Consider the following 26237-nt stretch of genomic DNA (forward strand, 5'->3'; position numbering starts at 1 on the left):
TCTCCCCCTTTTCGCTCAGGCCGCCAGCAAGCGCCCTTCGATCTGGCGCTGTCCGACCAGCGGCTGTCCGTGTGCGCGCTGCAAGGCATCGGCCACGCCCAGCAGGGCCTGGTCGCTGAAGGCCGGGCCGAACACGGTGATCCCCCAGGGCAGGCCATTCTTCATGAAGTTCATGGGTGTGGCCACGGCAGCGTAATCCAGCATGTTCATGAAATTGGTGTACCAGCCCAGGTCCGAATTGCGCTGTACCGGCTGCTCGCGCAATTCTTCCAGCGTCACCGGACGCGGGTAGGCCGGCGTCACCACGCAATCGACGGTGGCCAGGATGCGGTCGCATTCGACCTTCAGTTGCTGCAGGCGATATTGCGCGCGGAAGGTATCCACGGCGCTGTACTCGGGCGCCTTGCGCAGCACGTCGCGGATCACCGGCAAGACGGCCTCGGGCCGTTCCTGCAACAAGGTTTCGATGATGCTGTAACGCTCGGCCACCCATGGTCCCTCGTAGAGCAGGCGCGCAGCCTCCAGGAAGGGCGTGAAATCGATGGGCACGGCCACGCCGCCGATGGCTTCCATCTGCGCCAGCGCCTCCACGAACAGGGCCGGGCTTTCGCTGCAGCCGAGGAATTCCAGCTGACGCGGCACGCCGAAACGCAGTCCCTGGCGCGGCGGCCGGAACGCCGAGGCGTCGTTGTGCGGCAGGTTGGCACGGCTGTATTCGTCGCGCTCATCGGACTGCCCGGACTGCGTACACAAGGCCAGCAAGTGGCTGGCTTCGGCCGCCGTGGCGGTGAAGAAGGTGACGCAATCCAGCGTGCGGCAAGCGGGCACCACCCCGGCGGTGGACAGCAAACCCTTGGTCGCCTTGAGCCCGACCAGGTTGTTCAGTGCCGCCGGGACGCGACCACTGCCGGCAGTGTCGGTACCCAGCGCAAAACTGGACAGGCCCAGCGCCACCGCCAGCGCCGAACCGGAGGAGGAGCCGCCGGAGGGATAGTCCGGATGCACGCTGTTGCGGCAGGCGCCATAAGGCGAGCGCGTGCCGTTCAGACCGGTGGCGAACTGGTCCAGGTTGCACTTGCCGATGGGGATGGCGCCCAGCCCGATCAGTTGCGCCACCAGCGTGGCGCTTTCGCGCGGCACATGGCTGAAGGCCGGACAGCCGGCCGTGGTCGGGATGCCGGCCAGGTCGATGTTGTCCTTGATCGAGAAGGGCAGGCCATACAGCGGCAGGCTGTGCGGCGATTGCCGTTCCAGCGCCTGCAGATAGGGCTCGGTTTCTGCCTCGCTCAGCAGGTGGATGTAGAGCCGGTATTGCGGATTGAGTTTCTCTGCGGTTTCACGCAGGCGCCTGATCACCGTACGCGGGTCCAGCGTGCCCGCGCGATAGGCGGCGGTGAGCGCATCGATGCGCAGGTCAAAGGAATGGATCATGCGGCCTCCTGTGGGGTCTGTTCCATCACCAGCACGCACTGGCCTGCACGCACCGGGCTGCCGGGCTGCACGCGTACTTCGGCGACGATGCCGGCCTCGGGCGCGGCAATGTTGATTTCCATCTTCATCGATTCCAGGATCATCAGCAGTTCACCCTGTGCCACACGCTGGCCCGGACTCACCTTGACCTGCCAGAGATTGCCGGCAATGGGCGCATCGACGGCCACTTGCCCTGCCTGCAGCGGCTGATCCTCTTGTACGACGGCACTGCTTTCCTCGCTCTCGAAGTCGGCCTGGCCGCTGGCGATCCAGCGCTGGCGCTCGGCATCGAAGGCCGCCTGCTGGTGCTGGCGGAAGGCGGCGATGCCCTCGGCTTCGCGCTGCAGGAAATCCTGGTACTGCGCCAGATCGAGGCGGGTCTCTTCGATACCGATCTCGAAACGGCCCAGCGGAAAATCGCGGCGAATGGTCTGCAATTCCTCGGCGCTGACCGGATAGAAACGGATCTGGTCGAAGAAACGCAGCAGCCAGGGCTTGCCGTGGAAGGCCGCGACCTCGCGATAGCGGTTCCACATCTGCAGGGTGCGTCCGACGAACTGGTAACCGCCCGGCCCTTCCATGCCGTAGATGCACAGGTAGGCGCCACCGATGCCTACCGAGTTCTCGGCGGTCCAGGTGCGCGCCGGGTTGTACTTGGTGGTGACCAGGCGATGGCGCGGGTCCAGCGGGGTAGCCACCGGCGCGCCCAGATAGACGTCGCCCAGTCCCATGACCAGATAGCTGGCATCGAAGACGGTCTCGCGCACGGCACCGATATCCCGGAGATCGTTGATGCGACGGATGAATTCGAGATTGCTGGGACACCACGGCGCATCCTTGCGCACCGTGGTCATGTATTTCTCGATGGCGAGCTGGCAGGCCGGATCATCCCAGGACAAGGGCAGATGCACGATACGCGACGAAACCGTCAGGTTTTCGCGGGCGCAGACGGCATCCCACAAACCGCTGATGGTCTGCAGCAGGGTGCTCAGGGGCAGAGCCTCCGGCTGGTAATGCACCTGTAGCGAGCGGATGCCGGGGGTGAGATCGATCACGCCGGGCAGGGCCTGTTCTTCCAGCGCCGCAATCAGCGCATGCACGCGGAAGCGCAGCACCAGGTCGAGCTGCGGGCTGCCCACTTCCAGCAGCAGATTGGCATCACCCGACAGGCGCGCTACCAGGCGCCGTTCATCCTGTCCCAGGTCCAGCACGATGGGCGAGGTCAGAGCAGCGGGCGTCCATGTCACCGGTTGCGGCTGCAGGCTGGCGACAGCGGCGTGGGCGGCCAGCGCGATACGACGCGCCGTGGCCACGTCCACCGGGACGAAGCGCAGCCTGTCGCCGGCCTTGAGCTGGCCGATCTGCCAGAGATCGGCCTCGATCACCGTCACCGGGCAGACGAACCCGCCCAGACTGGGACCATCCGGCCCCAGGATCACGGGCATGTCACCGGTGAAGTCGACCGCACCCACGGCATAGGGATTGTCATGAATGTTGGAGGGATGCAGGCCGGCCTCGCCGCCGCTGTCGCGCACCCACTCCGGCTTGGGACCGATCAGGCGTACGCCGGTGCGGCTGGAATTGAAATGGACTTCCCAGTCGGTCGCAAAAAAAGTCTCCATGTAAGCCGGTGTGAAATATTCCGGCGCGCCATGCGGACCGTAGATCACACGGACCTGCCGGACCGTCTCCAGTGCGGGATACAGGCCGTCCGGCAGGGTCTGCCCGGCTGCCGCCGCGTCGCCATCGGCCAGCGGCAGCAGGTGCAGGACGTCACCACTGGCCAGCGCACGCCCGGCGTGACCACCGAACTGCCCCAGCGTGAAGGTACTGCGGCTGCCCAGATAAGCCGGCACCTGCACACCACCACGCACAGCCAGATAACTGCGGGCACCGGCAGCGCTGATGGTGCCGAGCCTGAGGGTGCTGCCGGCGGCCACCTGCAGTACGGTCGCCATCGGCTGCGCCACGCCATCGAGCAGCACCGGGATCGCCGCCCCGGTGACCACCACCATGGCCGCCGTGTTGAAGCGCAGGACCGGCCCGCTCATGGTCACTTCCAGCGCGGCCGCATCCTCGGCATTGCCCAGCAGGCGGTTGCCCAGGCGCAGCGCGCGCTCATCCATCGGTCCCGAAGGCGGTACGCCGACAGCCCAGTAGCCGATGCGACCGGGATGGTCCTGCACCGTGGTCTGGGTGCCGGGTGAGAGCACTTCCACCGTGTCGGCGCGATAGACCAGTTGTTCCAGGCAGCGTGTCCACGGCTGGCCGCTGGCAAACGGCACATCGGCCAGAATCTGGCGCAGGTAGTGCTGGTTGGTTTCCACGCCATACAGCCGGGTCTCGCGCAAGGCGGTGTCCAGCGCCAGACGCGCTTCTTCACGGGTGGGCTGCCAGCTGATGAGCTTGGCGATCATGGGATCGAAATACGGCGGGATCTCACATCCGGCCTCGACCCAGGTATCGATGCGCAGTGCCTGGCCATCGGCGGGTGGAAACTCGACCGCTGTCAGCAGGCCGGGACAGGGCTGGAACTGGCGGCCCGGATCTTCCGCGTAAAGACGCGCCTGGATCGCATGGCCGCGCGGCTGCAAGGTGGCTGCCAGTTGTGCCAGCGGCGGCAGCTCGCCGGCGGCCAGCTCGATCATCCAGCGCACCAGATCGACACCCCAGACCTGTTCGGTGACGCCATGCTCCACCTGCAGGCGCGTGTTGACTTCCAGGAAGTAGAACTGCCCGGCCTGACTGTCATAGACGAACTCCACCGTGCCCGCACTGCGGTAGTTCACGGCCCGCGCCAGCTTGATGGCAGCGGCACACAGGGCCTCGGCCATGCCCTCGGGCAGGTTGGGGGCCGGGGTTTCTTCCAGCACCTTCTGGTTGCGCCGCTGCACCGAGCAGTCACGCACGCCCAGGGCGATCACCTCACCCTGCCCATCGCCGAAGACCTGCACTTCCAGATGGCGGGCACGTTCGATGTATTTTTCGATGAAGACGCCGGCATCGCTGAAATTGTTCTGGCCCAACCGGCGCACGGAATCAAAGGCATCGGCCAGTTCGGCATCGCTGCGGCAGACGCGCATGCCGATGCCACCACCACCGGCAGTGCTCTTCAACATTACCGGATAGCCCACGCGGGCGGCGGCCGCCAGGGCATCGTCGGCCGTCTCCAGCAGGTCCGTACCTTCCAGCATCGGTACGCCCTGCTCGCGCGCCAGTGCGCGTGCCGTGTGCTTCAGGCCGAAGATGCGCAACTGTGCGGGGGTGGGTCCGACGAAGGCGATGCCGGCCGCTTCGCAGGCTTCGGCAAAGCCGGCATTCTCGGACAGGAAGCCATAGCCCGGATGGATGGCCTGGGCGCCGCTGTCGCGGGCGGCCGCCAGGATCTTGTCCACGGCGAGATAGGTCTGGGTGGCCGGACCTTCGCCCAGCGAGATGGCGCGGTCGGCCTGCAGCACGTGCAGGCTGCCGAGATCGGCTTCGGAATAGACGCACACGCCGGTCACGTCCAGCGTGCGCAGGGTGCGCAGGATGCGGCAGGCAATGGCGCCGCGGTTGGCGATGAGCAGATGGTCAAACATTCAGGTGGCCTTGAAATCCGGGTCGTCCCGTGATTCGGAAAACCGGCTCGCGGTCGTCCGCGAGAGGTGCAGGGCAGCGTGCGCGCATGCGACAGGTATCAGTCCCAGACCAGCACTTCGGCTGCAGTCGGGTTCCAGCCATTGCAGGGGTTGTTCAACTGCGGGCAATTGGAAATAAGCACGATCAGGTCCTGCTCGGCGCGCAGCTCCACGTACTTGCCGGGCGCGGAGATGCCATCCTCGAAGGTGAGGCCGCCTTCCGGCGTGACCGGCACGTTCATGAAGAAGTTGATGTTGGCGCCGATGTCGCGTTTGTTGAGGCGTCCGTCGTGCAGGCAGGCGCACAGGAAATTGTCGCGGCAGCTGTGCATGTAGCGCTTCTCCAGCGCATAGCGCACGGTATTGCTCTCCTGCGCGCAGGCGCCACCCAGGGTGTCATGGCGGCCGCAGGTATCGGCCACGATGGTGGCCAGGGCACGCCCCAGGTTGGAATAGAGCACGCTGCCCGCGCCCAGGTAGGCGCGGTTCTGGCGGCGCAGCGTGCGCTGGGGATCGTAGCGTTCGCGCGGATTGGTGCTGCTGTAGAACAGGGTGTCGATGGCCTGGTTGCCTTCCAGATCCAGCAGCCGCACGGTCTGGCCGGCGCGGACGTTGAAGAGATAAGGTTCGCCGGCCGGGATCACGTGACGGAACACGGCTTGCTCGGGGACGCGCTGGCTTTCGATGATGTGCATGTGATTCTCCCTGGCTCAGAGATGGAAGCGTTCGGTGTTGTGGAAGGCGCGCTCGTTCTCGGGGCGCGAATGGCGGCAGGCATGCGTGCTGTCGTCGCTGTGCGTGTGCAGCCATTCCAGCCGGACCGGGCGCGGCGCGTAGTGCGGATGCGGGTCCATGGGATGCTGCAAGGCCGTCAGGATCATGAGCGTATCCATCGGTGCGGCCAGCTCGATGAAGTCACCGGCCCTGGAATTGCCGGGCACGAAGTGGAACACGCCCTCGGCATCCACGCTCACGCGCGAGAACAGGTTCACCACCATCAGCAGGTCTTGCAGGTCGAGGTTCCACTTGCCCATTTCCACCAGCAGGTTGTCGGCGCCGTTGCGATAGAAGCCGTTGCGCAGTTCCTGATAGCGGCCCTGGCCGTATTTCTCGCGCACCTCTTCGGCATTGAGCACGCCGCCGAAGCTGTCATGCCAGCCGCAGGTATCTTCGGTGATGGCCGCGAGCACGCGCCCCATGTCGGAGTACAGGCAATGGCCGGCCTGCAGGCGCGCGGTGTGCTGGCCCTTCAGCGTATCGGGCAGGTTCAGCCGTTCGCTGGGCTGCTGGGCGTTCAACATCATCATGCTGACGTTGGCGCCGCCTTCGATGTCGGTGATGCGCAGCGACTGGCCGCGCTTGAGGATGAAAGAGGTATGGCCGCCACCGGGCAGCACTTCTTCGTAGAGTCTGGCTTGCAGGGCCAGGGGATCCTTGCTCATGTCAGCTTTCCTTTGCAGTGATGAGGGAGGCCAGCTTGCCGGCCTGTTCGCGGGCGCGGGCCTCGTTGAGGGCGATGTCGTAAGTGATGTGGGCGCCATAGGCTTGCGGGTATTGCGGATCGACGCGCACCTTGTCGAACACCAGCAGCCGGGTGCCCAGGGTGAAGCCTTCGGAGAGATCGTGGGTCACCATGAAGACGGTCAGGCCGCTGTCCTTCCACAGGTCCAGCAGCAGGGTGTGCATCTCCTTGCGGATGCCCGGATCGAGCGCGCCGAAAGGTTCATCCAGCAGCAGCACGCGCGGGCGCACGATGAGCGCCTGGGCGATCGCCAGGCGCTGCTGCATGCCGCCCGACAGACTGCCGGGATACAGATTCAATGCATGACCCAGCCCGACGCGATGCAGCAGCTGCGCCGCCTCTTCCCGCGCGCGCCGCTTGGCACCGCCGAACAGGCGCCCCAGCAGCGGCGCTTGGGGCAGCTCCAGGCCGATGGTCACGTTGTCCAGCACGTTCAGGTGAGGGAACACGGAGTAGCGCTGAAACACCACGCCCCGCGTAGCATCCGGCTCGCCCGGGAAGGGCTGGCCCTGCAGCAGCAGTTGTCCCTTGCTCGGCCGCTCCTGCCCCAGCAGCAGACGCAGGAAGGTCGACTTGCCGCAGCCGGAAGCACCAACCAGGGTGCAGAACTGGCCTTCTTCCACGCGCAGGTTCAGGCGTTCCAGCACCACGTTCTGAGCATATTGCTGCCAGACGTTGCGGATCTCGATGTAGCTCATGCGCGGCCTCCTTCAGCCCAGGGGAAGAAGCGCCGGTGCACGGCACGCAGCAGCCAGTCCATCAGCCAGGCCAGCAGCGTGATCCAGACCACATAGGGCAGGATGATGTCCATGGCCAGGTAACGACGCACGAGGAAGATGCGATAGCCGAGACCGGCCGTCGCCGAAATCGCCTCGGCGGAAATCAGGAACAGCCAGGCCGCGCCCAGCGACAGCCGCAGCGAGACCAAGAGACGCGCCAGCATCTGCGGCAAGGCCACGCGCACGACCAAGGTCCAGCTGTTGGCCCCGAGCGTCTGCGCCTTGATCAGCAGTTCGGCGGGAATGGCGCGGCCGGTATGTTCGAGGTCGCGCGCCAGCAGCGGCGTAACGCCGATGACGATCAGCATCACCTTGGACAATTCATCCAGCCCCATGACGATGAAGAGAATCGGCAGGATCGCCAGCGGCGGCACCATCGAAATCACCGTCAGCAGCGGCGAGAAGCCGGCGCGCAGAACCGGGAAGATGCCATTGGCAATGCCCAGCACCAACCCGGCCACGGCGGCGATGCCCAGGCCCAGCAGCACCCGCTGCAGGCTGGCCAGGGTGTCGCTCCAGAACAGATAGTCGCCGGTGCGCGGATCTTCCATGAAGGCCATGTGGCGGATCGCATCGACCATCTGCCCCAGGCTGGGCAGCAGCTTGTCGTTGGGATTGTCGGCCAGGCGCGTAGCCGAACCGAAGGCGTAGAGCAGCGCCAGGATGAGGAAGGGCAAGAGCGTGAGCAGCCATTGCCCGGAGCGGTCGGGATGGCGATTCAGGAAACGCATGATGCGCCTCCCTGCGACAGGGATGGAGGCAGCGCAGAGGCTGCCAGAGGGGAGCTGGGGATGCGAACAGCGATCACGATGGACTCCGGTCGGGGTTGAACAAAAGCAGGAGCAGCGCGGCACCTGTGGTGCAACTCTCTCCCGGGCTTTTGTCCCGCCGTGTAACCTCGACCGAGGTCGCCGGCTCTCGGACCAGTCATCTGCCTGCGGCAGACCGGAACCCTAGCCAGCTATTTGGACTACTTGTGCAGCCGTTGGACGATCAACTCATCTCAGATCATCGGTGCGGACTGCTCTGCATTGATGTGGATTTCAGCAAATTCCATACCATCACCGCCGGCGCCGCAGCCACTGCACGGCGTGCGCCAGGGCCTCGATGAGCAGCAATGAAGTGCGCATCCGGCCACACAGCGGCAACGCTTGCGTGGCCTCGGTGGAAAAGGCGATGGGAAAAACGGCGGCACTGCTTGAGCGGGTCGTGGGCATGGTCTACTCCTGCGAACATGGCCTGGCCGTCCAGGATGGTTGTCGAAGCCTGCGCGAATGCCAGTGCTCCAATCCAAGTCGTCTTGGCTCGCCCTATGCGAGAACGACGATCTTGTATGCAAGTTCCGGGCCAAGCTTTGCACGATCGGGACGGACGGCGCAAAGCCGCTCCTGTGCTGGCTTCCGACGGAACAGCCCGACCGCCGCAGCGCGCGCCAGCGCAAGCATGGTGCACGCCGGCACCGATTTGGCGCGCGGCGGCTGCGCCATCGGCGCGCATTCCGACCCGCGCGCTAGTCCTTCTGGCCGGTGCCCTATTAATAGCGAAAACGCGGTTCAGGCATCGTTCAGGCATCGCCATCGGATTGGCACGAACCTTGCTGAAAAGCGAGCGGGAGCCGGCGAGTCCGGTCTTGAGTCAGCACAATTTGCAATGGACAGCTAGGGTTCCGGTTCGCTGGTGCGGATGTCTGGTCCGAGAGCAGTCGACCTCGCAAGAGGTTACACGGCGGGAGAAAAGCCCGGGAGATGACGCGATCGCAAGAGCGCGCCGCTCCCGGGCTTTTTTCCAATAAACCCTTCGAGGACCCTACGCCGTGTACAACATTTCCCGAATCCTTGGTGGCGCTGCCATCGCCCTGGCCGCCTTCGCTGGCGCGCTCTCATCCGCCCACGCCGCCCCCCGCACCGATTTCAAGGTCTGTACTTCCATCTATGCCGGCTGGATGCCCTGGGGCGAAGCCCAGGCACAAGGCATCCTGGCCAAGTGGGGCAAGAAGTACGGCATCACCATCAGTGCCGTGCAGTTGAACGACTACGTGGAATCGATCAACCAGTACACCGCCGGCAAGTTCGACGGCTGCACCATGACCAACATGGATGCGCTCACCATTCCCGCAGCCGGTGGCGTGGACTCCACCGCCCTGATCGTGGGCGACTATTCCAACGGCAACGACGGCATCGTGCTGAAGGGGAAGAACAAGAAGCTGACCGACATCAAGGGCCAGTCGGTGCAGCTGGTGGAATTCTCGGTCTCGCATTACCTGCTGGCGCGGGCACTGGAAACGGCCGGCCTGCGCGAGCGTGACGTCAAGGTGGTCAACACCAGCGACGCCGACATCACCGCCGCCTTCGCCACCCCCGCTGTCACCAGCACGGTGACCTGGAACCCGATGCTGTCCTCGATTGCCGCATCGCCCGATGTCTCGCTGGTCTACACCTCCAGGCAGCTGCCCGGTGAAATCATGGACCTGATGGTCGTCAATACCAAGACCCTGCAGGAGAACCCTGCCTTGGGCAAGGCACTCACCGGCGCCTGGTACGAAATGATGTCCATCATGACCGCCAAGGATGAGCGTGCCACCCGCGCGCTGACCGCCATGGGCAAGGCCTCCGGCACCGACCTGGCGGGCTTCCAGTCGCAGCTCGCGGCCACGGCCATGTTCTACCAGCCCAAGGCGGCGCTGGAGTTCGCCACCAAGAAGGAACTGCCCGGCATCATGGGCCGTATCGCCAAGTTCAGCTTTGACCACGGCATCCTCGGCCCCAACGTCAAGAGCGCCGATGGCATCGGCATCGCCTTCGATGGCAACGTGGTGATCGGCGACAAGAAGAACGTCAAGCTGCGCTTCGATCCGACCTACATGAAGATGGCGGCCGACGGAAAACTTTAAGTTTTTCGCGCGCATGCGCCTGTAGTCCCCGCAGTACCTGCATCACAAACGACTTGCGCGGGTCCGGCAACGGACCCGCCGGGCCCTGCTCGTCCCTTGCTTTCACAACGATACAGTTCAACCCACGGAGAGAACCTTGACTACCTACACCACTTCCCTGTCGCGCCTGCACAGCCGCTCTGTCCTCGGCACCTGTGCCGCTGCGCTCGCCGCCCTGCTGGCCTGCGCACCGGCACTGGCCGACGATGCCGCTCCGGCTGCCACCGCAGAGCCCGCCGGCCCCTGGACCATCACCAAGCACATCGACCTGGCCTCGCGCTACGTGCTGCGCGGTGTCACCACCACCTACGGCAATGGCCAGCCGCTGGGCAATGCCGGTGCCGATGCGCCTGAGTCTGACCAGGCTGCGCTGCAATGGGGCATCGATTTCGTCCACACCAGCGGCTGGAGCTTTGGCTACTGGGCGTCCACCATCAACTATTCGTACAAGCAGCTGGGCAATTCCTACAGTGACCGCAGCATCACCGAATTCCAGAAACCGCGCTCGGTCGAAAACGATCTCTACTTCGCCTACGCCGGCAACATCACCGGCGACCTCGGCTATACCCTGGGCATGACCGGCTACTACTATGCCAACGGCAGCCATGCCAATGCCTTCGAAACCAAGGCCGGACTGACCTGGGGCGCGCTGTCCCTGAACGCGCAGACGCTGCTCAACGATGTGGTCTGGGGCAACAAGGGCGACACCTACTGGACCCTGGCCTACACCAGGCCGCTGCCTTACGACATCACCTTCACCAGTACGCTGGGCGCCTACACCTATCACCGCGAAGGCAAGTACCTCGGCACCCGCGATACCGCCACCGGCACGGCCTGCGGCGCCGGGCAGGCGTTCGTGGTCAATGGCTGCTTCGCCGGCAACGGCCCCAGCAGCGGCGGCCTGCGCCACCTGACGCTGGGCCTGTCGGCGCCGTTCCCGAATTCGTCCATCACCTGGTCGCTGCAGGCCATCCTGGGCGGTTACAACCGCTTTGATATCAAGCAGGGCAACCAGCTGGTGGGGATGTTGAGTCTGGGCTTCTGAGCGCAGGCGCTGCCTGACAGTCCAGGCAGCGCAGTGGCTGTCCCTATCCGGCAGGATTGGGAGGGACGGCCTGTCTCATCGTGATGGCCTCCACTAGGGCCTGTTCACATTAAATCTGCGAGTGCGAGAGGTCGCCCCCAGAATGCGCGCTGGCCGGTTTGCACGCGGAGCAGCAATCATCCATGCGCCGGTCGCATCGTCAGCGCACTGATTCCGCTGCCAGAGGCAATTGCATCAGCACCGTATCGACCAGGCAATCAAACTTGCGGCCCACGTTCCTGAGCGTACCGATGTGCTGGAACCCCAGCTTGCGATGCAAAGTGACGGAGGCCAGGTTGCCGCTGTCGCCGATGACGGCCACCATCTGCATATAGCCCTGGGCACGGCATTGTTCCACCAGCGCGCTCATCAGCCGCTTGCCCACGCCCTTGCCGTGGTGCCGGTTGCTGACATAGATCGAACTCTCCACCGTCCCGTTATAAGCCGAGCGTGTCCGATAGAGAGCGGCATAGGCATAGCCGATCACCTCTGCCCCCTCCAGGGCAACCAGCCACGGCAGGCCGGCGCGGCGCAGCCGGTCGAGGCGGCGATGCATCTCCGCCAGCGACGGCGGTACCTCCTCAAACGTACACAAAGAGGTCAGCACGTAGACGGCATAGATGTCGAGCATGGCCGCAACGTGTTCGGAGCGTGCCTCGGCCAGGGTGATGGCAGCGCTTGGGGGGAGCATCGGGGTATCCATGGCTGCGATGGTCACATATCCGATGTCGCTGAAATAGCTTATTCTCTTTATTCATTGCATAAGCATTCCTTATATAAAAATCTCCTTGATCGACCAGTCGAAGACCTTCGTCAAGGTCTTGAACCGGGCCTGATCGGGCAGGAAATCCGCGCTGGAACGGAAGAGGGAGGAGATGCTCAGACAGCAGGCACGGGAACAGCAGGAACCACCGTCATCAGCGCCCCCGGCAGGCGGGGCAGGGCTGCTTGCCCTGCCCTGTTTTTGTTCAATACTTCACATTGGCCGACACATAGACTGCCCGCCCGTCCCCCGGAGCATGCCGGGTCCGGTCATTGATCCAGACGTATTCATAGTAGCGATTGGCCAGGTTCTTGAGCTGCAACTCCAGGCTCAGTGTGCGCGTGAGCTGATAGGTGGCGCTGGCATCGACGAGCGTATAGCCACCGAACTTGCCGCCGGTATTGGCGGTGGTCAGGTAATAGCTGCCCTGGCCGTTGACCGAGGCGGACAGCTTCAGGTCCGCGCTGGCCTGATAATCGATCCCGCCCGAATAGACGGTGCGCGGCACATGGTCGATCTCCTTGCCGATGGTATTGGGCGCCGTCGGGTCGGGCGTGACGATTTCCGAACGCTGGCGCGAATAGGCCAGCCACAGTGTGATGCGCTTGCCGGCACGCACATTGAGCTGCAGGTCGACACCGCTGCGCCGCGTGCTGCCGACGTTTTCAGAGTCGCCCGTGGGGTCGTTCAGACGCCGCCTGACCTCATCCGAAGCGCGCTGCTCCCACACCGCCACGCGACCATCCAGCCACTCCACCGGGGTGAACTTGAGACCGCTTTCCCAACCCTCGTTGAGGGACGGCCGCAAGTCATTGTTGTTGGACTTGTAGGCCGCAGCGCCCGCGCCAACCTGGAAGGTCCGGCCCCAGTTGGCGTAGACACTGGCCTGGCGGATCGGCGTGTACACCACGCTCAGCTTGGGCTGGCGGATATAGCCGTAGTCCTGGATGCCATAGCTCACGCCGCGCGACGGGTCATTGAAACGTCCTCCCACGTGGTCCACGCGATAGCCGGGAATGATGCGCAGCGCCTCTACCGGCTTGATCACGGCCTGCACATAGGCGCCCACCGTATCGAAGACGAAATGATGATCGCGCGTCTGCGACACCCGCACCTGGTTGACGGTGTTGTAACGCGGACTCTGGTCTTCCTGACGCTCCAGGTTGAAACCACCTTCCAGTGCCAGGTCGCTCATGCCCCCCAGCGCCTGCCAGCGGGGACGATAGGTGGCCGTGGTCAGCAGGCCGTAGTGGGTCTCGTCGATGAGGCGTTCCTGCTGCGAGGTGGTGGAGGAATAGCGCAGCCAGCGCTGGTCGCGGACCCGGTTCAGGTAGAGCCTCGCACCGACCGAGAGCTGGTCGTCAATGTCGGCATCGACATGCAGACTGACCTGATCCATCTGCCGGTTTCCGCCATCGGATTGGGCATAGGCATAGGAAGACGTCGGGTTGCTGTATGCATCCTGGGCGGTGAGGTAGCCCGGTTCCTGCGCGTAGGCGTTGGCATGGCGAATGCTCAGGCCGGTGCGATAGCGCCCGTCATCGCTGGTGTAGAACCACTTGCCGGAGAAGGCGATGTTCTCGCTCTGCGCATGCTGGCGGTAGCCATCCGATTTTTCGTAACCGAGAAAATAGTTCTGTGACCAGTTGCCGTTCTCCACGCCCTTGACCACTTGCACCTGGCGCGTGTTGAAGCTGCCATAGCTCAGGCGCGCTTCATCGTAGTTGCCACCCTGGCGGGTGACGATGTTGACGTTGCCGGCGATATTGTGCAGGCCGTAGCGCGCATCGTTGGTGCCGCGCACGACTTCGATGCGCTCGATGTCCAGCGGGAACAGCGTGCCCAGGAAGGGCATGCCGCCGGCATTGTCGTTGCTGGGCACGCCATCGATGAGGAGCTTGACGGCATTGACCTCGCCCTCACCGTTGAAGCCGCGAAAAGAAAGCTTGCCCGACTCGTTGCCCTGATGGAAGCGGGTCAGCATGACGCCCGGCGACTGCGCAAACAGCTCCCAGTTGTATTGCACCTGCTGTTGCTGGATGCGGTCGGCCCCGATCAGGTCGACCGAACTGAGCACATTGTTCACCGGCAGCGGGCCGCTGCGGCGGCCACTGACTTCCACCGTGCCCAGCGTGAGCGCAGAGTCCTCGCCAGCGCCGGCCGATTGCGCCATGGCCAAGGGTGCGGCGCCCAGGGCCAGCAGGCTGGACAGGGCGGTCAGTTTCAACATGGGTCGGGCGCGATGCAGCGGCCCGGGCCTGCGGGCAGAAATGATGGTCATTGGTCTTGTAATCATCGAATGGCATGCGGCCTCGCCCGGCAGTCACGCTGCCGTCCCCTGGATGCCGCATGGGAAATCAGGAGCGGCAAGGATAAGCGGGGATGATGGCGAATTGAATGTGGCAATTTGTCGCAGGGGCTTGCTACCATGCGTCATTTCAATCTCACCCAGCCGACCTGCCGCGCATGAAAAAGACCGACCTCCGCACGCTCGACCTGAACCTGCTCAAGGCGCTGGCCGCCCTGCTGGACGAACGCAACGTCACGCGCGCCGCCGCCCGCCTGGGTGTGAGCCAGCCGGCCATGAGCGGCATCCTCACGCGGCTGCGCGAGAGTTTCGATGACCCGCTGTTTGCGCGCGGCCAGCGCGGCATCATCCCGACGCCACGGGCGCTGGAGCTGGCCCAGCCGGTGCAGCGCGTACTGCGCGACATCGACGGCCTGCTGCATCCGCCGGTCTTCGACCCGGCCACTGCGCAACTGGATTTCACTATCGCCGCCACCGACTACGCCTTGCGGGCGGTGGCGCTGCCTTTTCTGGCTGCGCTCAAGCAGCATGCGCCGTATATCCGGGTGGCGCTGGCCTCGATGGAGGATGCGCCGCTGCAGGAGCGGCTGGAACGCGGCGAGATCGACCTGGCCCTCACCACGCCGCAGGACACCCCGCCCGGTCTGCATGCGCGGCGGCTCTTCGATGAACACTACGTCTGCGCGCTGCGCGAGGATCATCCGGTGGTGCGCGGGCGGCGCATGTCGCTCAGGCAGTTCTGTGCGCTCGACCATGCACTGGTGTCGTATGCAGGCGATCCCTTCCACGGCGTGACCGACCAGGCGCTGGCCCAGCGCGGATTGCAGCGGCGCGTGAGTCTGTCGGTCAAGCGCTTCCTCGTGCTGCCGGAAATCTTGCGCAATACCGATCTGGTGGCGGTGGTTCCCTATCGGCTGGTGGCGGGCGTGGCCGGCCTGAAACTGCTGGACCCGCCACTGGAAATTGCCGGTTTCACCAAGACCGCCGCCTGGCATGAACGCACCCACCGCGATCCGGCTCAGCGCTGGCTGCGACAGTTGCTCTTTGCCACGGCGGGCTTGTTGCCTTAACGGCGTGCAGCGACGGCCGCCGCTGCCCGGGCCAGACCGGTGATCCATTCCTGATGGGCATTGAGCATGGGATTGGGCAGGGTCGCCGCCAGCGTGCGGGCAGGCTGGCCGTTCTGGGTTTCCTGCGTGAGGATGCGCACGCGCCCGCCTTCCAGATCCTCGAACAGCCAGGCATGGTGCACATCCAGGCGCTGTGCGGCATCGCCCTCGACCCAGCCGTGCCAGGCCACGCGGGCGGCGTGGCCGGGCCGTGGCGGGACATACTCGGTCACCTGGGCCTCGACCGCAAAGCCGAAGGTGGTAAAGCGAAAACGTGCGCCCGCCGACAGCAGCGGGCCGCTGCCGTCGTGGAAGCGAATCTCGCTGGCGTTGCCGTAACAGGACGACCACGCGGTGGTGTCATTGAGCAGCGGCCACACCTGCGCCGCCGAGAGGCCGGCAATGATCACTTCATTGGAAACATAGTTGTCGGTGGTACCGGGCAGATAGCCGGCAGGCCAGACGATGGCGGCCTGGGTCGGGGCAGAAGCGGACATGGGAGTTCCTGGATGAATGTTGGACAGGTCTGCATGATGCAGTCCGGCGAATTATTCATCCAATCCTGAAAAGCGAATTTTGATATCAGCTGAACTGATATCTGGCTCACTCATCCGGATCACTCCGCCATCACCACTGCCGCCGCCCTCTGTGCCAGACCCCAGCCGCAATAGAAGGCGATATGCGCCAATGCCTCGCCAAACTGCTCACGGTGCAATCCGTGATGGCTGGCCAGGGCAAGATAGGCAGGCAGGCGCTCGGTCTGGCCCATCGCCGCCAGAGCCGCCAGGGTGACCAGGACACGTTCGCGCGCGGGCAGTCCGGGACGGCGCCAGATCTTCTGCAGCAAGACCGTTTCGGTGAAGTGCGCCAGTGCCGGCGAGAGCGAGGCCGTCTGCCCGATGCCGAACACCGCTTCCTGAAGGTGGAACGGAACGACCGCCGCCAGATCCAGCAACGGTGGTGCCGCAGCGGCCGGCAAGTCCACCTGCAGGCCGCGCTGCAGCAGCACCTCGCGCGCCGCGCCGATGGCGGCGAAGGCATTGGCCAGGCTGGCGTAGCAGCCCAGATGGGTCAGCAGCTCGCTCAGCTCGTCGGCCGACAGGCCGCTGTCGAGCGCCTTGTTGAAGTAATGCGGATAAGCCAGCGTGGCATTGCGTGCCACCAGGGCTGCCACCGTGACCAGGGCGCGCTCGCGTGTGCTCAGGCCGGGACGGTGCCACAGTTCATCGACCACGTGCTCGCGGGTCAGGTCGACCAGCGCCGGGGCCACGCTGGAGAGCATCTCGAAGAGCGCATCGGTTGCAGAGGCTTGTGACATGACGGGCTCCTTTGCGCTCAGGCGCGGCCGCGTGCGAATTGTGCGGCCACTTCGGCCACGCGCTTGCCCAGGTAGGCCGCCGTGGCCAGGTCGCTGGCGCCGGGGGTAACGTCGGCAGGGGCATCGTCGGATTGCGCCATCGCGCCCAGCCAGCCACCGATGCGATTGAGTTCGTCACCGGTCTTGCCGGGGAACAGATCGATGCCCGTCCAGATCATGCCGTGCTGGGCGGCCAACAGCGCCATGGTCATCAGGGAATTGAGTTTGTCGCCATGCAGGGCGCCGGAATTGGTGAAGCCGGCAGCGACCTTGTTGCGCCAGGTCTGGGGGATCCACGCCTGGCGGGTGGAGTCTTCCATGAACTGCTTGAAGCGCGCAGAGATGGTGCCGTTGTAGGTCGGCGAGCCGAAGATGACAGCCTCGCTGTCGGCGATGGCGCTCCAGTCGACACTGCCGGCCGATAGCGGCACCAGGATGGCGTGGGCACCCGCGATTTCCTCCACGCCGCGTGCCACGGATTGTGCGAGTTTTTCAGTGTGGCCGTAGCCGCTGTCGAAGACGATGCTGATGTTCATGGTTTCTCCTGTGGATAAATCAAACGGGTCAAACGGTGACAGGGCTTATTCTGGGCAACATGATTCGATGACGGTAGCGGTGCAATCGTTTAGGATTCATCAAGATGAACTTATCAATCTTTTTCCCGGAGAACATCTGGCATGGATACTTCACAGCGGGTACGCGCGATCATTTCCTTCGTGCAGGCGGCCGATAGCGGCAGCTTTGCCGGTGCCGGCCGGGCGCTGGGCATTTCCTCCGCGGCGGTCAGCCAGAACGTGGCCGGACTGGAGACGGCGCTGGGCGTGCGGCTGATGAACCGCACCACGCGCAGCCTGAACCTGACCGAGGAAGGCAACGCCTTCCTGCGTCAGGCGCGCATTGCCCTGGATGCACTGGACCAGGCCACCGATGCCGTAGTCGCTGCGCGCGCCGCGCCGGCCGGCCGTGTGCGCATCTCCACCAGCGCCGCCTTCGGACGCGAACAGTTGCTGCCGCTGCTGCCCGGCCTGACCCGGCGCTATCCGGCACTGTCGCTGGAGGTGGATTTCGATGACCGGGTGATCGATCTGGTACAGGACGGCTATGACCTGGCCATCCGCGGTGGACGCATCGCCGATTCCTCGCTGGTCTCGCGCACCATCTGCAAACTGAATCTGGTGCTGGTGGCCAGCCCGGCCTACCTGGAAGCGCGCGGCACGCCGCGCCGGCCGCAGGACCTGCACAGGCACGACCTGATCACGCGCAAGTTCCTGGGGGGCAAGGTGTCGCCCTGGAATTTCCAGGGCAGCGACGGCAGCATGACGACCTGGAATACCGAACAGGCGCTGCTGACCCTCTCCTCGCCGGAGACGCTGGTGCAGGCGGCATTGGCCGGCCTGGGCGTGGCCGAAGTGGGGGCACATCATGCGTGGCGCCATCTTCAGCGCGGCGAACTGAAGGTGCTGCTGCCGCGCAGCCATCATCCGGGCCATTACGAGATGTGCCTGCAGTATCCGCATCGTGCGCTGGTGGCCCCGCGTGTGCGGGTGGCGGTGGATTATCTGCTGGAAAGTTTCGCGGCCATGGAAGAACTGCACGTGCCGCTGGCCGCGCTGCGCAGGTACGCAGCGTGATCGCGGGAAGGCTTCACTCCTGCTCGATCAGCGCCGTATAAGGCCCCGGCTGGCGCAGGACGTCGAGGTCGCCGCTGATGTGGCCCAGCCTGACCAGTCCTTTCGAGTAGGCGAAGTCCTTGTAGAACAAGGCGATATTGCCCCAGGGCGCATAGAAGGCGATGTCACCGGTGCGCGGCGTATAGCCGTCCGGCTCGCCGCGCACATCGAGCTTGCGCGGCAGCTGGGCGATCTTCTCGGTCTGGTGATAGTCGGAGAGTTCCAGCGTGAGCGGCAGCTGCGCAGCGAAATCGCGGGCGGCCTGCCCGCCTTCGAGGCGGGCGGTGAGGATGGTGTCGGCAATGGTGATGCGCAGGGTCATGGGCAGCCTCTTAGCAGGGGAACGGGTCTGGGCCACGGCTTGCCAGGGCAACAGGCTTGCCATCGCAGCCATCAGGAAAGCGCTCAGTATCAGGCGCAGCAGGGATGAAGAAGACATGGGCAGCCCGCAGGAAATTCATCTGCGCCGATTGTCGCCGCACCAGCGGTTTCCGATTAGCCCCGGCGCCCTGAATACTGTCATCAGCCCAGCTTATGAATCCGGCCTCCCGTCATCAGCCTGGCTGGCGCGAGCGTCCTTCATAGCGCAGGGCATTGACCACCAGCGAAAACGCCGGCGAAGGCTGGCGCCGGCTCGGATAGTAGAGGTGATAGCCTTCGAAGACCGGGCACCAGTCCTCCAGCACCCGCACCAGCCGGCCGCTGTCGAGATGGGCTTGCAGGTCGTCTTCCGGCAGCAGTACCACGCCCAGTCCGGCCAGGGCAGCGTCGATCTGCGGCGGCACGGTGTTGAAGATGAGGGCGCCATCGACGCGCACGTTGATCTTCTCGCCGTCTTTTTCAAAATCCCACACGTAGAGTCCGCCCGAGGTAGGCATGCGCTGGTTGATGCAATCCTGGGCCATCAGATCGTGCGGATGCTGCGGCACCGGATAGCGCGTGAAATACTCCGGCGAGGCCGCCACCACCATGCGCAACGGCGGGCCGATGGGTACCGCGATCATGTCGCGGTCGATGGTCCTGCCCCAGCGCACCCCGGCATCGAAGCGGTCCGCCACGATGTCGCGCAGGGCATAGCTCATGTCGAACTCCAGCTTGATGTCGGGATAGCGCTTCAACAGCGGCGCCAGCTTGGGCAGCAGGACGCGCTGGATCATGCCGTCGCCACAGGTGAGGCGGACGGTCCCGCCGGGTTTTTCGCGCAGGGCGGTGAGCGCATCGAGCTCGGCTTCGATCTCGTCGAAGCGGTTGCCGATGGTCTGGATCAGGCGCTCCCCTGCTGGCGTGAGCGCGATGCTGCGCGTGGTGCGGGTCAACAGGCGAATCTGCAGGCGCTCTTCGAGGCCGCGGATGGCTTGCGAGAGCGCCGATTGCGTCACACCCAGGGTGGCGGCGGCGCGCGTGAAACTGCCCTCACGCGCAACGGTGACAAAGCCCAGCAAGTCGTTGAGATTGCGTTTGATCATGCAGCCACCCTTCCAATGGTGAGCAAGAACATCAGGTCAGCCTGAGATCGGCCCGCTGCAAACAGGACGCGATGCCGGAGGGGGATGGGATTCATTGATTAGTTCTTCTAATAGGGTAATTAAGGACTGATTACCTAGAACCCATTTCATAAATAGGCGTGAGTGCGAGCGAGTCCCGTTTGGGATGAAGTGCAAGGCGCGAATTTGGGTCAAGACTGGGCGTCTTGACCCAAATTCGTAACGCAGCAATTCGCCCAAACGGGCCGCTCCCTGCGGGTTCTGTCCAGAAAGGGCGCTGGCCGCGTTGCGCTCCTTGCGTGTGGCACCGCCACACGACGCGTCGCGCGCCTTGCCAGCGCCCTTTCTGGACAGAACGCATCTCACGCCTATTTATGAAATGGGTTCTAGTCAATATGGAGCGGGCGCGCGACACTGGGCCGCTTCGACATTCTCCAGGGCAGACACTGCCAGTGCCGCGTACGCTCCATGGCGTGAGGCGGCTGGCAGGGTATTGCCGGTCATCATCATGAGCAGTTCTTCTTCCACCGTATTGCCTCTCTCGTCGGACGCACCAGCGCACGCCTGCTGGAGCGGCGTCTTCGCCATGACGCTCACGGCCTTCGCGCTGGTGGCCTCCGAATTCATGCCGGTCAGCCTGCTGACACCCATCGCACATGATCTCGGGGTCAGCGAAGGGCTGGCCGGGCAGGCCATCTCGGTCTCCGGCACCTTCGCCGTCCTCACCAGCCTGTCGATTGCACGCCTGGCCGGCAGGCTGCCGCGCAAGACGCTGCTGCTGTGGCTGACAGCGTTGATGCTGCTGTCCGCTCCGGTCATTGCATGGGCGCCCAACTATCCCGTCTACATGGCCGGGCGGGTCTTGATCGGCATCGCCATCGGCGGCTTCTGGTCGATGTCGGCCGCTGCGGCCATCCGCCTGGTACCGCCGCACAAGGTGGGGCGCGCCCTGGCCATCTTCAATGGCGGCAATGCCCTGGCCACCGTGGTGGCCGCACCGCTGGGCAGCTATCTCGGTGCCGTCATCGGCTGGCGCGGCGCCTTCCTGTGCCTGGCGCCGGTGGCCTTGCTGGCACTGCTGTGGCAAGGGGCCAGCCTGCCGCCGATGCGTCCTGCGGCGCGTGCACAGGCCGCACCGCATCCACTGGCCCTGCTCGCCACACCTCTGGTGGCCCTGGGCATGGCGGGTGCGAGCCTGCTCTTCATGGGCCAGTTCACGCTCTTCACCTATCTGCGTCCCTTCCTCGAAAACGAGACGCGCGTGCAGGTGCAAACCCTGTCGCTGATCCTGCTGCTGATCGGCGTGGCCGGCTTCATCGGCACCATGCTGATCGGGCGGTGGCTGCAGCGTTCGTTCTATGCCACGCTGGTCTTCATCCCGCTGCTGATGGCCATCATCGCGCTGGCACTGGTGGCCTGCGGTCATCACGTGTTGCCGGTGAGCCTGCTGCTGGCGCTGTGGGGCCTGGTGACGACGGCGGCCCCCGTGGGCTGGTGGTCGTGGGTGGCCCGTACCCTGCCCGAGAACGCCGAAGCCGGTGGCGGGCTGATGGTCGCGCTGGTGCAACTGGCCATCGGACTGGGATCGACCATGGGCGGCCTGCTGTTCGATCACGGCGGCTATCAATTCAGCTTCTTTGCCAGCGCCGGCGTGCTGCTGGCCGCTGCCTTGCTGGCCGCGCTCACGGCACGCCAGGATCGCGGGCATTCAGTCACCAAGAGGACATCTCCATGAAAATCATCCGTAACGGCAGCACTCCTTCGGCCAAAGGTCCGGCCTCCTTCTTCACCGGCAACGTGCGTATCGACAGTTTCTTCCAGGGCGAGGAACCGGCGCGTGCAGGCGGTGCCATCGTCACCTTCGAACCCGGCGCCCGCACCGTCTGGCATACCCATCCGCTGGGCCAGACCCTGATTGTCACGCAGGGGGTAGGCTGGACCCAATGCGAAGGCGGCCCGCGTACCGAGATCCGGGCCGGCGACGTGGTGTGGTGCCCCTGCCAGCGCCGTCACTGGCACGGCGCTACCGCCACCACGGCGATGACGCACGTGGCCATCACCGAGCTGCTCGATGGCAAGAACGTCGAGTGGATGGAACCGGTCAGTGATGAGCAATACCTGGGTGGGCCGGTCGTCACCGACTGACGGCTTTACCCTGCCATGTCCCTGCGTGGCGGCAAGCCGCCATCACCCTCATCGCACTCATCCGCGCACCGCGCCAGGCGCTGAACACGGGAGCTAAAAAAATCGGACTGGCGCGATGGCACCAGTCCGATTTTTCTTGAGGCCGCGCTGTTACAACAATCAGGCCGCCATGCTGGCGTTGTCGATCACGAAGCGATACTTGATGTCGCCCTTGAGCATGCGCTCGTAGGCAGTGTTGATCTCCTCAGCACGGATGAGTTCGATGTCGGCGACGATGCCGTGTTCGGCGCAGAAGTCCAGCATCTCCTGGGTTTCCGGAATGCCACCGATGAGAGAGCCGGCCAGCGAACGGCGCTTCATGATGAGATTGAAGACATTCGGCGACGGATGCGGCGTGGCCGGTGCGCCGACCAGGGTCATGGTGCCTTCACGCTTCAACAGCGAGAGGAAGGCATCGAGGTCGTGCGGTGCCGCCACGGTATTGAGGATGAAGTCGAAGCTCTTGGCGTGCGCGGCCATCTCTTCAGCGTTGCGCGAGACCACCACTTCATCGGCACCCAGGGCCTTGGCATCGGCGCGTTTGGATTCTGATGTGGTGAAGGCCACCACGTGCGCGCCCATGGCGTGCGCGATCTTGATCCCCATATGGCCGAGGCCGCCGATGCCGACCACGCCGACCTTCTTGCCGGGACCGGCGCCCCAGTGGCGCAGCGGCGAATAGGTGGTGATGCCGGCGCACAGCAGCGGGGCCACGGCGGCCAGGTCGGCTTCCGGATGGCGCACGTTCAACACGTAGCGCTCATGCACCACGATCTGCTGCGAGTAGCCGCCCAGGGTCCAGCCGGGGGCGTCGTCGGTCTTGCCGTTGTAGGTGCCGACCATGTTGTCGCAATAGTTTTCCAGGCCTTCTTCGCAGTCCGGGCAGCTCTGGCAGCTGTCGACGATACAGCCCACGCCGACCAGATCGCCGACCTTGAACTTGCTGACGTGCTTGCCCACGGCCGCAACACGGCCCACGATCTCGTGGCCGGGAACGCAGGGGTACTGGGTGCCGGCCCATTCGGAACGGACCTGGTGCAGGTCGGAGTGGCAGATGCCGCAGTAGGCGATATCGATCTGCACGTCGTGCGGGCCGGTGGCGCGACGGGTGATTTCGAGATGTTCGATCGGCTTGTCGGCCGCGTGGGCGCCATAAGCATGTACTTGCATGGGATCTCCTAAAGTAAGCTGGCGATGAAAATGAACAGGCAAAGAACTCGTCAACCTGTCATGGAAATGGATGTAAATGGAATATTGTGGCGTTCATCAAACAGCAAAGACAGGCCTATTTCACCAGGATTCCTGCCTAAAATTCCAGGACGGAAACGGACATCGGCGAGTCATTTCCGATGCATCCGCCAGGCGGGCAGAGTGCGTGCCAGTCTGGCGATTCTGCCTCATCATGCGAAGCGAGATTAGCCGGTCCGGGCTTAATTGGTCTATAAGCCGGGCTAATTAGTTCCGGCGCCGATCTCATGTCAGACTGGCCGCCTGTACCGCTTCGTGAACACCCTGTGAATGCCCTCCGATGAACGACACCACCGACCTCAAGGTATTGCGCGCCCTGCGCGACTGGCGCCGCGAGGGCCGTAGCGCCCTGCTGGCCACCGTGGTCTCGACCTGGGGCTCGTCACCGCGGCCGGTGGGATCACAGCTGGCGATCCGCGATGACGGCCGGCTCATCGGTTCGGTCTCCGGTGGCTGCATCGAGGATGACCTGCTGTTCCAGTACCTCAGCCAGCGCCCGGCAGGCTGGGGCCGCGCCGAGGCGCCGCAGCAGGTACGCTACGGCATCGATGCCGATGAGGCACATCGCTTCGGCCTGCCCTGCGGCGGCACGCTGGCGCTGCTGCTGGAATTCGATCCACCGGCGGACATGCTGGACGAACTGGTCAACACGCTGGAACGTGGCCAGCTGGTCTGTCGCCGCCTGGATTGCCACGATGGCCGCAGCCGCATCGAAGTCAGCGAGTCGCCGACCGAACTGGTGTTCGACGGCAACACGTTGCGCCATACCATGGGGCCGGATTACCGGATGCTGTTGATCGGTGCCGGCATGCTGGCCGAATACCTGGCGACGATGGCGCTCTTCAACGGTTTTTCGGTGACCATCTGCGATCCGCGTTCGGAATACCTGGGCAGCTGGTCGGTGGAGGGCGTACGCATTGTCACCGACATGCCCGACGATGCCGTGCTGGCCTTCCGCCCCGATCAGCGCAGCTGCGTCATCGCCCTCACCCACGATCCCAAGCTGGATGACCTGGCACTGCTGGAAGCGGTGGCCAGCCCGGCCTTCTATGTCGGTGCCATCGGTTCGCGCCGCAACAGTGCGGCGCGCAAGGACCGCATGATCACCCACTTCGGCCAGACCGAAGAAAGCCTGGCGCGCCTGCGCGGACCCATCGGGCTCTACATCGGCAGCAAGACGCCAGCGGAAATCGCAGTGAGCGTGATGGCCGAGGTACTGGCCGTCAAGAATGGCCTGCGCCTGCCGGAAACCTTATCGGTCGCATCGATGAAAGAAGCCGCATCGCCGACCGCCAGCCCCGCCCCGAAACGCTGAGCCACCCTGCGCCGAGCTACCCACACGGTATCTCGCCGGGCTCTGCCCTCTCTGCTCCTGCACCATGACTGATACGACCACACTGGCCGCCGCCATCGACGAGCATCTGGCCGGCAATGCCGAAGCCGCAGCTCAAACTTACCTGCGCATTCTGGAAGACGACCCCATCCATCCCGAGGCACTGCATTACTACGGCATCTACCTGTACCAGGCAGGCCGCCATGCCGAGGCGATCGAATCCCTGGAACTGGCGGCCGCGCTCGATCCGGGACAAGGCCATTGGCACAACGACCGCGGCAATGTGCTGTTCGCGCAGGGCTTGTGGGAAGCCGCTGCAGAGGCCTATCAGGAGGCGGTCAGCTGCCTGCCCGATGATGCACAATGCTGGACCAACCTGGGAAGCGCGCTGCGGCAAATGGCGCATGTCGGGCAAGCGCGTTCCGCTTTCCTGCAGGCGGTGGCGTTGCAGCCCGACAACCTGGCCGCGCTGCAGCAACTGGGAGCGATCTACGAGCAGGAAGGCGACAACATGCAGGCATCGCACTACCAGTGCCGTGCCTACGTGTTGCCGCCATGGGAGGGCAAATCACGCGAGCTGCTGGGCATTTCCTTCTACTTCCTGAACCGTCTGGAGGAAGCCGCCGAGGTCTATCGCACCTGGCTCAGCGAAGAACCGGATCATCCGGTCGCGGCCCACATGCTGGCGGCATGCTCGCAGCAAGAGGTTCCGGTGCGCGCCTCGGACGCCTACATCGAACGTCACTTTGACCGCTACGCCGAGACCTTCGAACAGAACCTGCTGCACAGCCTCGACTATCGCGGTGCGCAGATGATCGCCACCGGCCTGGCGCGGATCGATCCGCCTGTGCAGCCAGGCCGCACGATCGATCTCGGCTGCGGTACCGGCTTGTGTGCGCCGGTCCTGGCGCCTTACAGCGCCCATCTGGTTGGTGTCGACCTCTCCGGCAAGATGCTCGCCAAGGCCGCTGCCAGCGGCCACTATGATCTGCTGGTGAAATCCGAGATCGGCCGCTATCTGGCCAGCGTGCCTGCTTCCTGCGAGCTCATCGCTGCCGCCGATACCCTGATCTATTTCGGTCACCTGCTCCCGCTGCTGACGTCAATGCATGCGGCGCTGAAAGAAGGTGGGTATCTGGTCTTCACCATCGAGGTACTGGCCTCCGATGAAGCTGCCGGCCAGGACTTCCTGCTGCATCCGAGCGGACGCTACCGGCACCGGCCGGATGCCGTGGCGCGCCTCCTGGCGCAGTGCGGGCTGGCATTGCGGCATCGCAGCCTGCACGTGCTGCGCAAGGAAATCGGCGCTGACGTCGCCGGTGCCGTCTTCCTGGCCCAACGTACTGCCTGATCTGCCCTGCCCGGCATAAAAAAGGA

At 64.5% G+C, this 26237-nt stretch carries 23 protein-coding genes and 2 riboswitches; of the genes, 8 read left to right on the plus strand and 15 right to left on the minus strand.

All coding sequences use genetic code 11. The features are described from left to right. Positions 1–15: 15 nt before the first annotated feature. From atzF to AACH55_RS23305, 7 genes are all read right to left on the minus strand, one after another. Entirely contained in the window at positions 16–1431 is a 1416-nt protein-coding gene (gene atzF / locus AACH55_RS23275) for an allophanate hydrolase (RefSeq protein WP_338717033.1), read from the minus strand. Further along, positions 1428–5051 (minus strand): urea carboxylase, encoded by a 3624-nt coding sequence (gene uca, locus AACH55_RS23280; RefSeq protein WP_338717034.1) that lies wholly within the window; start codon positions 5049–5051, stop codon positions 1428–1430. The genes atzF and uca overlap by 4 nt, the downstream gene beginning before the upstream one ends. 98 nt (positions 5052–5149) lie before the next feature. Beyond that, the gene (locus AACH55_RS23285) at positions 5150–5785 is read right to left on the minus strand and encodes an urea amidolyase associated protein UAAP2 (RefSeq protein WP_338717035.1); all 636 of its coding nucleotides are present in this window, start codon (positions 5783–5785) and stop codon (positions 5150–5152) included. A gap of 15 nt (positions 5786–5800) precedes the next feature. Continuing rightward, the gene (locus AACH55_RS23290; RefSeq protein WP_338717036.1) at positions 5801–6532 is read right to left on the minus strand and encodes an urea amidolyase associated protein UAAP1; all 732 of its coding nucleotides are present in this window, start codon (positions 6530–6532) and stop codon (positions 5801–5803) included. A gap of 1 nt (position 6533) precedes the next feature. Further along, entirely contained in the window at positions 6534–7310 is a 777-nt protein-coding gene (locus tag AACH55_RS23295) for an ABC transporter ATP-binding protein (protein WP_338717037.1), read from the minus strand. Further along, a complete protein-coding gene (locus AACH55_RS23300) occupies positions 7307–8122 on the minus strand; it encodes an ABC transporter permease subunit (protein WP_338717038.1) in 816 nt (271 codons plus the stop codon). Before AACH55_RS23300 ends, AACH55_RS23295 begins: the two co-directional genes overlap by 4 nt. Before the next feature lie 136 nt (positions 8123–8258). Then, positions 8259–8359, minus strand: a riboswitch (guanidine-I (ykkC/yxkD leader). Positions 8360–8452: 93 nt separating this feature from the next. Continuing rightward, positions 8453–8608, minus strand: coding sequence for a hypothetical protein (locus tag AACH55_RS23305; protein ID WP_338717039.1), 156 nt, complete (start codon positions 8606–8608; stop codon positions 8453–8455). A gap of 430 nt (positions 8609–9038) precedes the next feature. Further along, a riboswitch (guanidine-I (ykkC/yxkD leader) is annotated at positions 9039–9138 on the plus strand. Between the two features lie 66 nt (positions 9139–9204). Between AACH55_RS23305 and AACH55_RS23310 the strand changes: the two genes are divergently transcribed. After that, a complete protein-coding gene (locus tag AACH55_RS23310) occupies positions 9205–10281 on the plus strand; it encodes a putative urea ABC transporter substrate-binding protein (RefSeq protein ID WP_338717040.1) in 1077 nt (358 codons plus the stop codon). Positions 10282–10417: 136 nt separating this feature from the next. Then, positions 10418–11365, plus strand: coding sequence for a TorF family putative porin (locus tag AACH55_RS23315; RefSeq protein ID WP_338717041.1), 948 nt, complete (start codon positions 10418–10420; stop codon positions 11363–11365). 199 nt (positions 11366–11564) lie between these two features. On the opposite strand, the gene AACH55_RS23320 is transcribed toward AACH55_RS23315, so the two are convergent. Next, complete coding sequence (locus tag AACH55_RS23320) at positions 11565–12095, minus strand: N-acetyltransferase family protein (protein WP_338717042.1); 531 nt, start codon at positions 12093–12095, stop codon at positions 11565–11567. Between the two features lie 277 nt (positions 12096–12372). Then, the gene (locus AACH55_RS23325) at positions 12373–14397 is read right to left on the minus strand and encodes a TonB-dependent receptor (protein ID WP_338717043.1); all 2025 of its coding nucleotides are present in this window, start codon (positions 14395–14397) and stop codon (positions 12373–12375) included. 236 nt (positions 14398–14633) lie between these two features. Here AACH55_RS23325 and AACH55_RS23330 point away from each other — a divergent pair, with 236 nt between their 5' ends. Then, positions 14634–15545 carry a LysR family transcriptional regulator gene (locus AACH55_RS23330; RefSeq protein WP_338717044.1) on the plus strand — a complete coding sequence of 304 codons (912 nt, stop codon included), beginning with the start codon at positions 14634–14636 and terminating at the stop codon, positions 15543–15545. Here the strand turns inward: AACH55_RS23330 and AACH55_RS23335 are convergent. The 3 genes from AACH55_RS23335 to AACH55_RS23345 form a co-directional block, all read right to left on the minus strand. Then, entirely contained in the window at positions 15542–16081 is a 540-nt protein-coding gene (locus tag AACH55_RS23335; protein ID WP_338717045.1) for an SRPBCC domain-containing protein, read from the minus strand. The two genes, AACH55_RS23330 and AACH55_RS23335, sit on opposite strands and share 4 nt — an antisense overlap. Before the next feature lie 119 nt (positions 16082–16200). Beyond that, positions 16201–16902: a carboxymuconolactone decarboxylase family protein gene (locus AACH55_RS23340; RefSeq protein WP_338717046.1), complete on the minus strand. Its 702-nt coding sequence runs from the start codon at positions 16900–16902 to the stop codon at positions 16201–16203. 17 nt (positions 16903–16919) lie between these two features. Next, entirely contained in the window at positions 16920–17477 is a 558-nt protein-coding gene (locus AACH55_RS23345) for a flavodoxin family protein (protein ID WP_338717047.1), read from the minus strand. Positions 17478–17618: 141 nt separating this feature from the next. Between AACH55_RS23345 and AACH55_RS23350 the strand changes: the two genes are divergently transcribed. Then, the gene (locus AACH55_RS23350; protein WP_338717048.1) at positions 17619–18572 is read left to right on the plus strand and encodes a LysR family transcriptional regulator; all 954 of its coding nucleotides are present in this window, start codon (positions 17619–17621) and stop codon (positions 18570–18572) included. Positions 18573–18585: 13 nt separating this feature from the next. Here the strand turns inward: AACH55_RS23350 and AACH55_RS23355 are convergent, their stop codons facing one another. Together AACH55_RS23355 and AACH55_RS23360 are read right to left on the minus strand one after the other, a co-directional pair. Beyond that, a complete protein-coding gene (locus AACH55_RS23355; RefSeq protein ID WP_338717050.1) occupies positions 18586–19050 on the minus strand; it encodes a cyclophilin-like fold protein in 465 nt (154 codons plus the stop codon). Positions 19051–19165: 115 nt separating this feature from the next. After that, on the minus strand, positions 19166–20077 hold the full coding sequence (locus AACH55_RS23360) for a LysR family transcriptional regulator (RefSeq protein WP_338717051.1): 912 nt from the start codon (positions 20075–20077) through the stop codon (positions 19166–19168). A gap of 526 nt (positions 20078–20603) precedes the next feature. Here AACH55_RS23360 and AACH55_RS23365 point away from each other — a divergent pair. Both AACH55_RS23365 and AACH55_RS23370 read left to right on the plus strand, forming a co-directional pair. Then, the gene (locus AACH55_RS23365) at positions 20604–21830 is read left to right on the plus strand and encodes an MFS transporter (RefSeq protein WP_338717052.1); all 1227 of its coding nucleotides are present in this window, start codon (positions 20604–20606) and stop codon (positions 21828–21830) included. Next, entirely contained in the window at positions 21827–22240 is a 414-nt protein-coding gene (locus tag AACH55_RS23370) for a cupin domain-containing protein (RefSeq protein WP_338717053.1), read from the plus strand. The genes AACH55_RS23365 and AACH55_RS23370 overlap by 4 nt, the downstream gene beginning before the upstream one ends. Before the next feature lie 159 nt (positions 22241–22399). On the opposite strand, the gene AACH55_RS23375 is transcribed toward AACH55_RS23370, so the two are convergent. Beyond that, complete coding sequence (locus tag AACH55_RS23375; RefSeq protein WP_338717054.1) at positions 22400–23449, minus strand: NAD(P)-dependent alcohol dehydrogenase; 1050 nt, start codon at positions 23447–23449, stop codon at positions 22400–22402. 358 nt (positions 23450–23807) lie between these two features. Between AACH55_RS23375 and AACH55_RS23380 the strand changes: the two genes are divergently transcribed. Together AACH55_RS23380 and AACH55_RS23385 are read left to right on the plus strand one after the other, a co-directional pair. Next, a complete protein-coding gene (locus tag AACH55_RS23380) occupies positions 23808–24842 on the plus strand; it encodes an XdhC family protein (RefSeq protein ID WP_338717055.1) in 1035 nt (344 codons plus the stop codon). Between the two features lie 64 nt (positions 24843–24906). After that, the gene (locus tag AACH55_RS23385) at positions 24907–26211 is read left to right on the plus strand and encodes a tetratricopeptide repeat protein (RefSeq protein ID WP_338717056.1); all 1305 of its coding nucleotides are present in this window, start codon (positions 24907–24909) and stop codon (positions 26209–26211) included. Positions 26212–26237: the final 26 nt, after the last annotated feature.

This window comes from Herbaspirillum sp. DW155, from assembly GCF_037076565.1.
Lineage (GTDB): Bacteria > Pseudomonadota > Gammaproteobacteria > Burkholderiales > Burkholderiaceae_D > Herbaspirillum.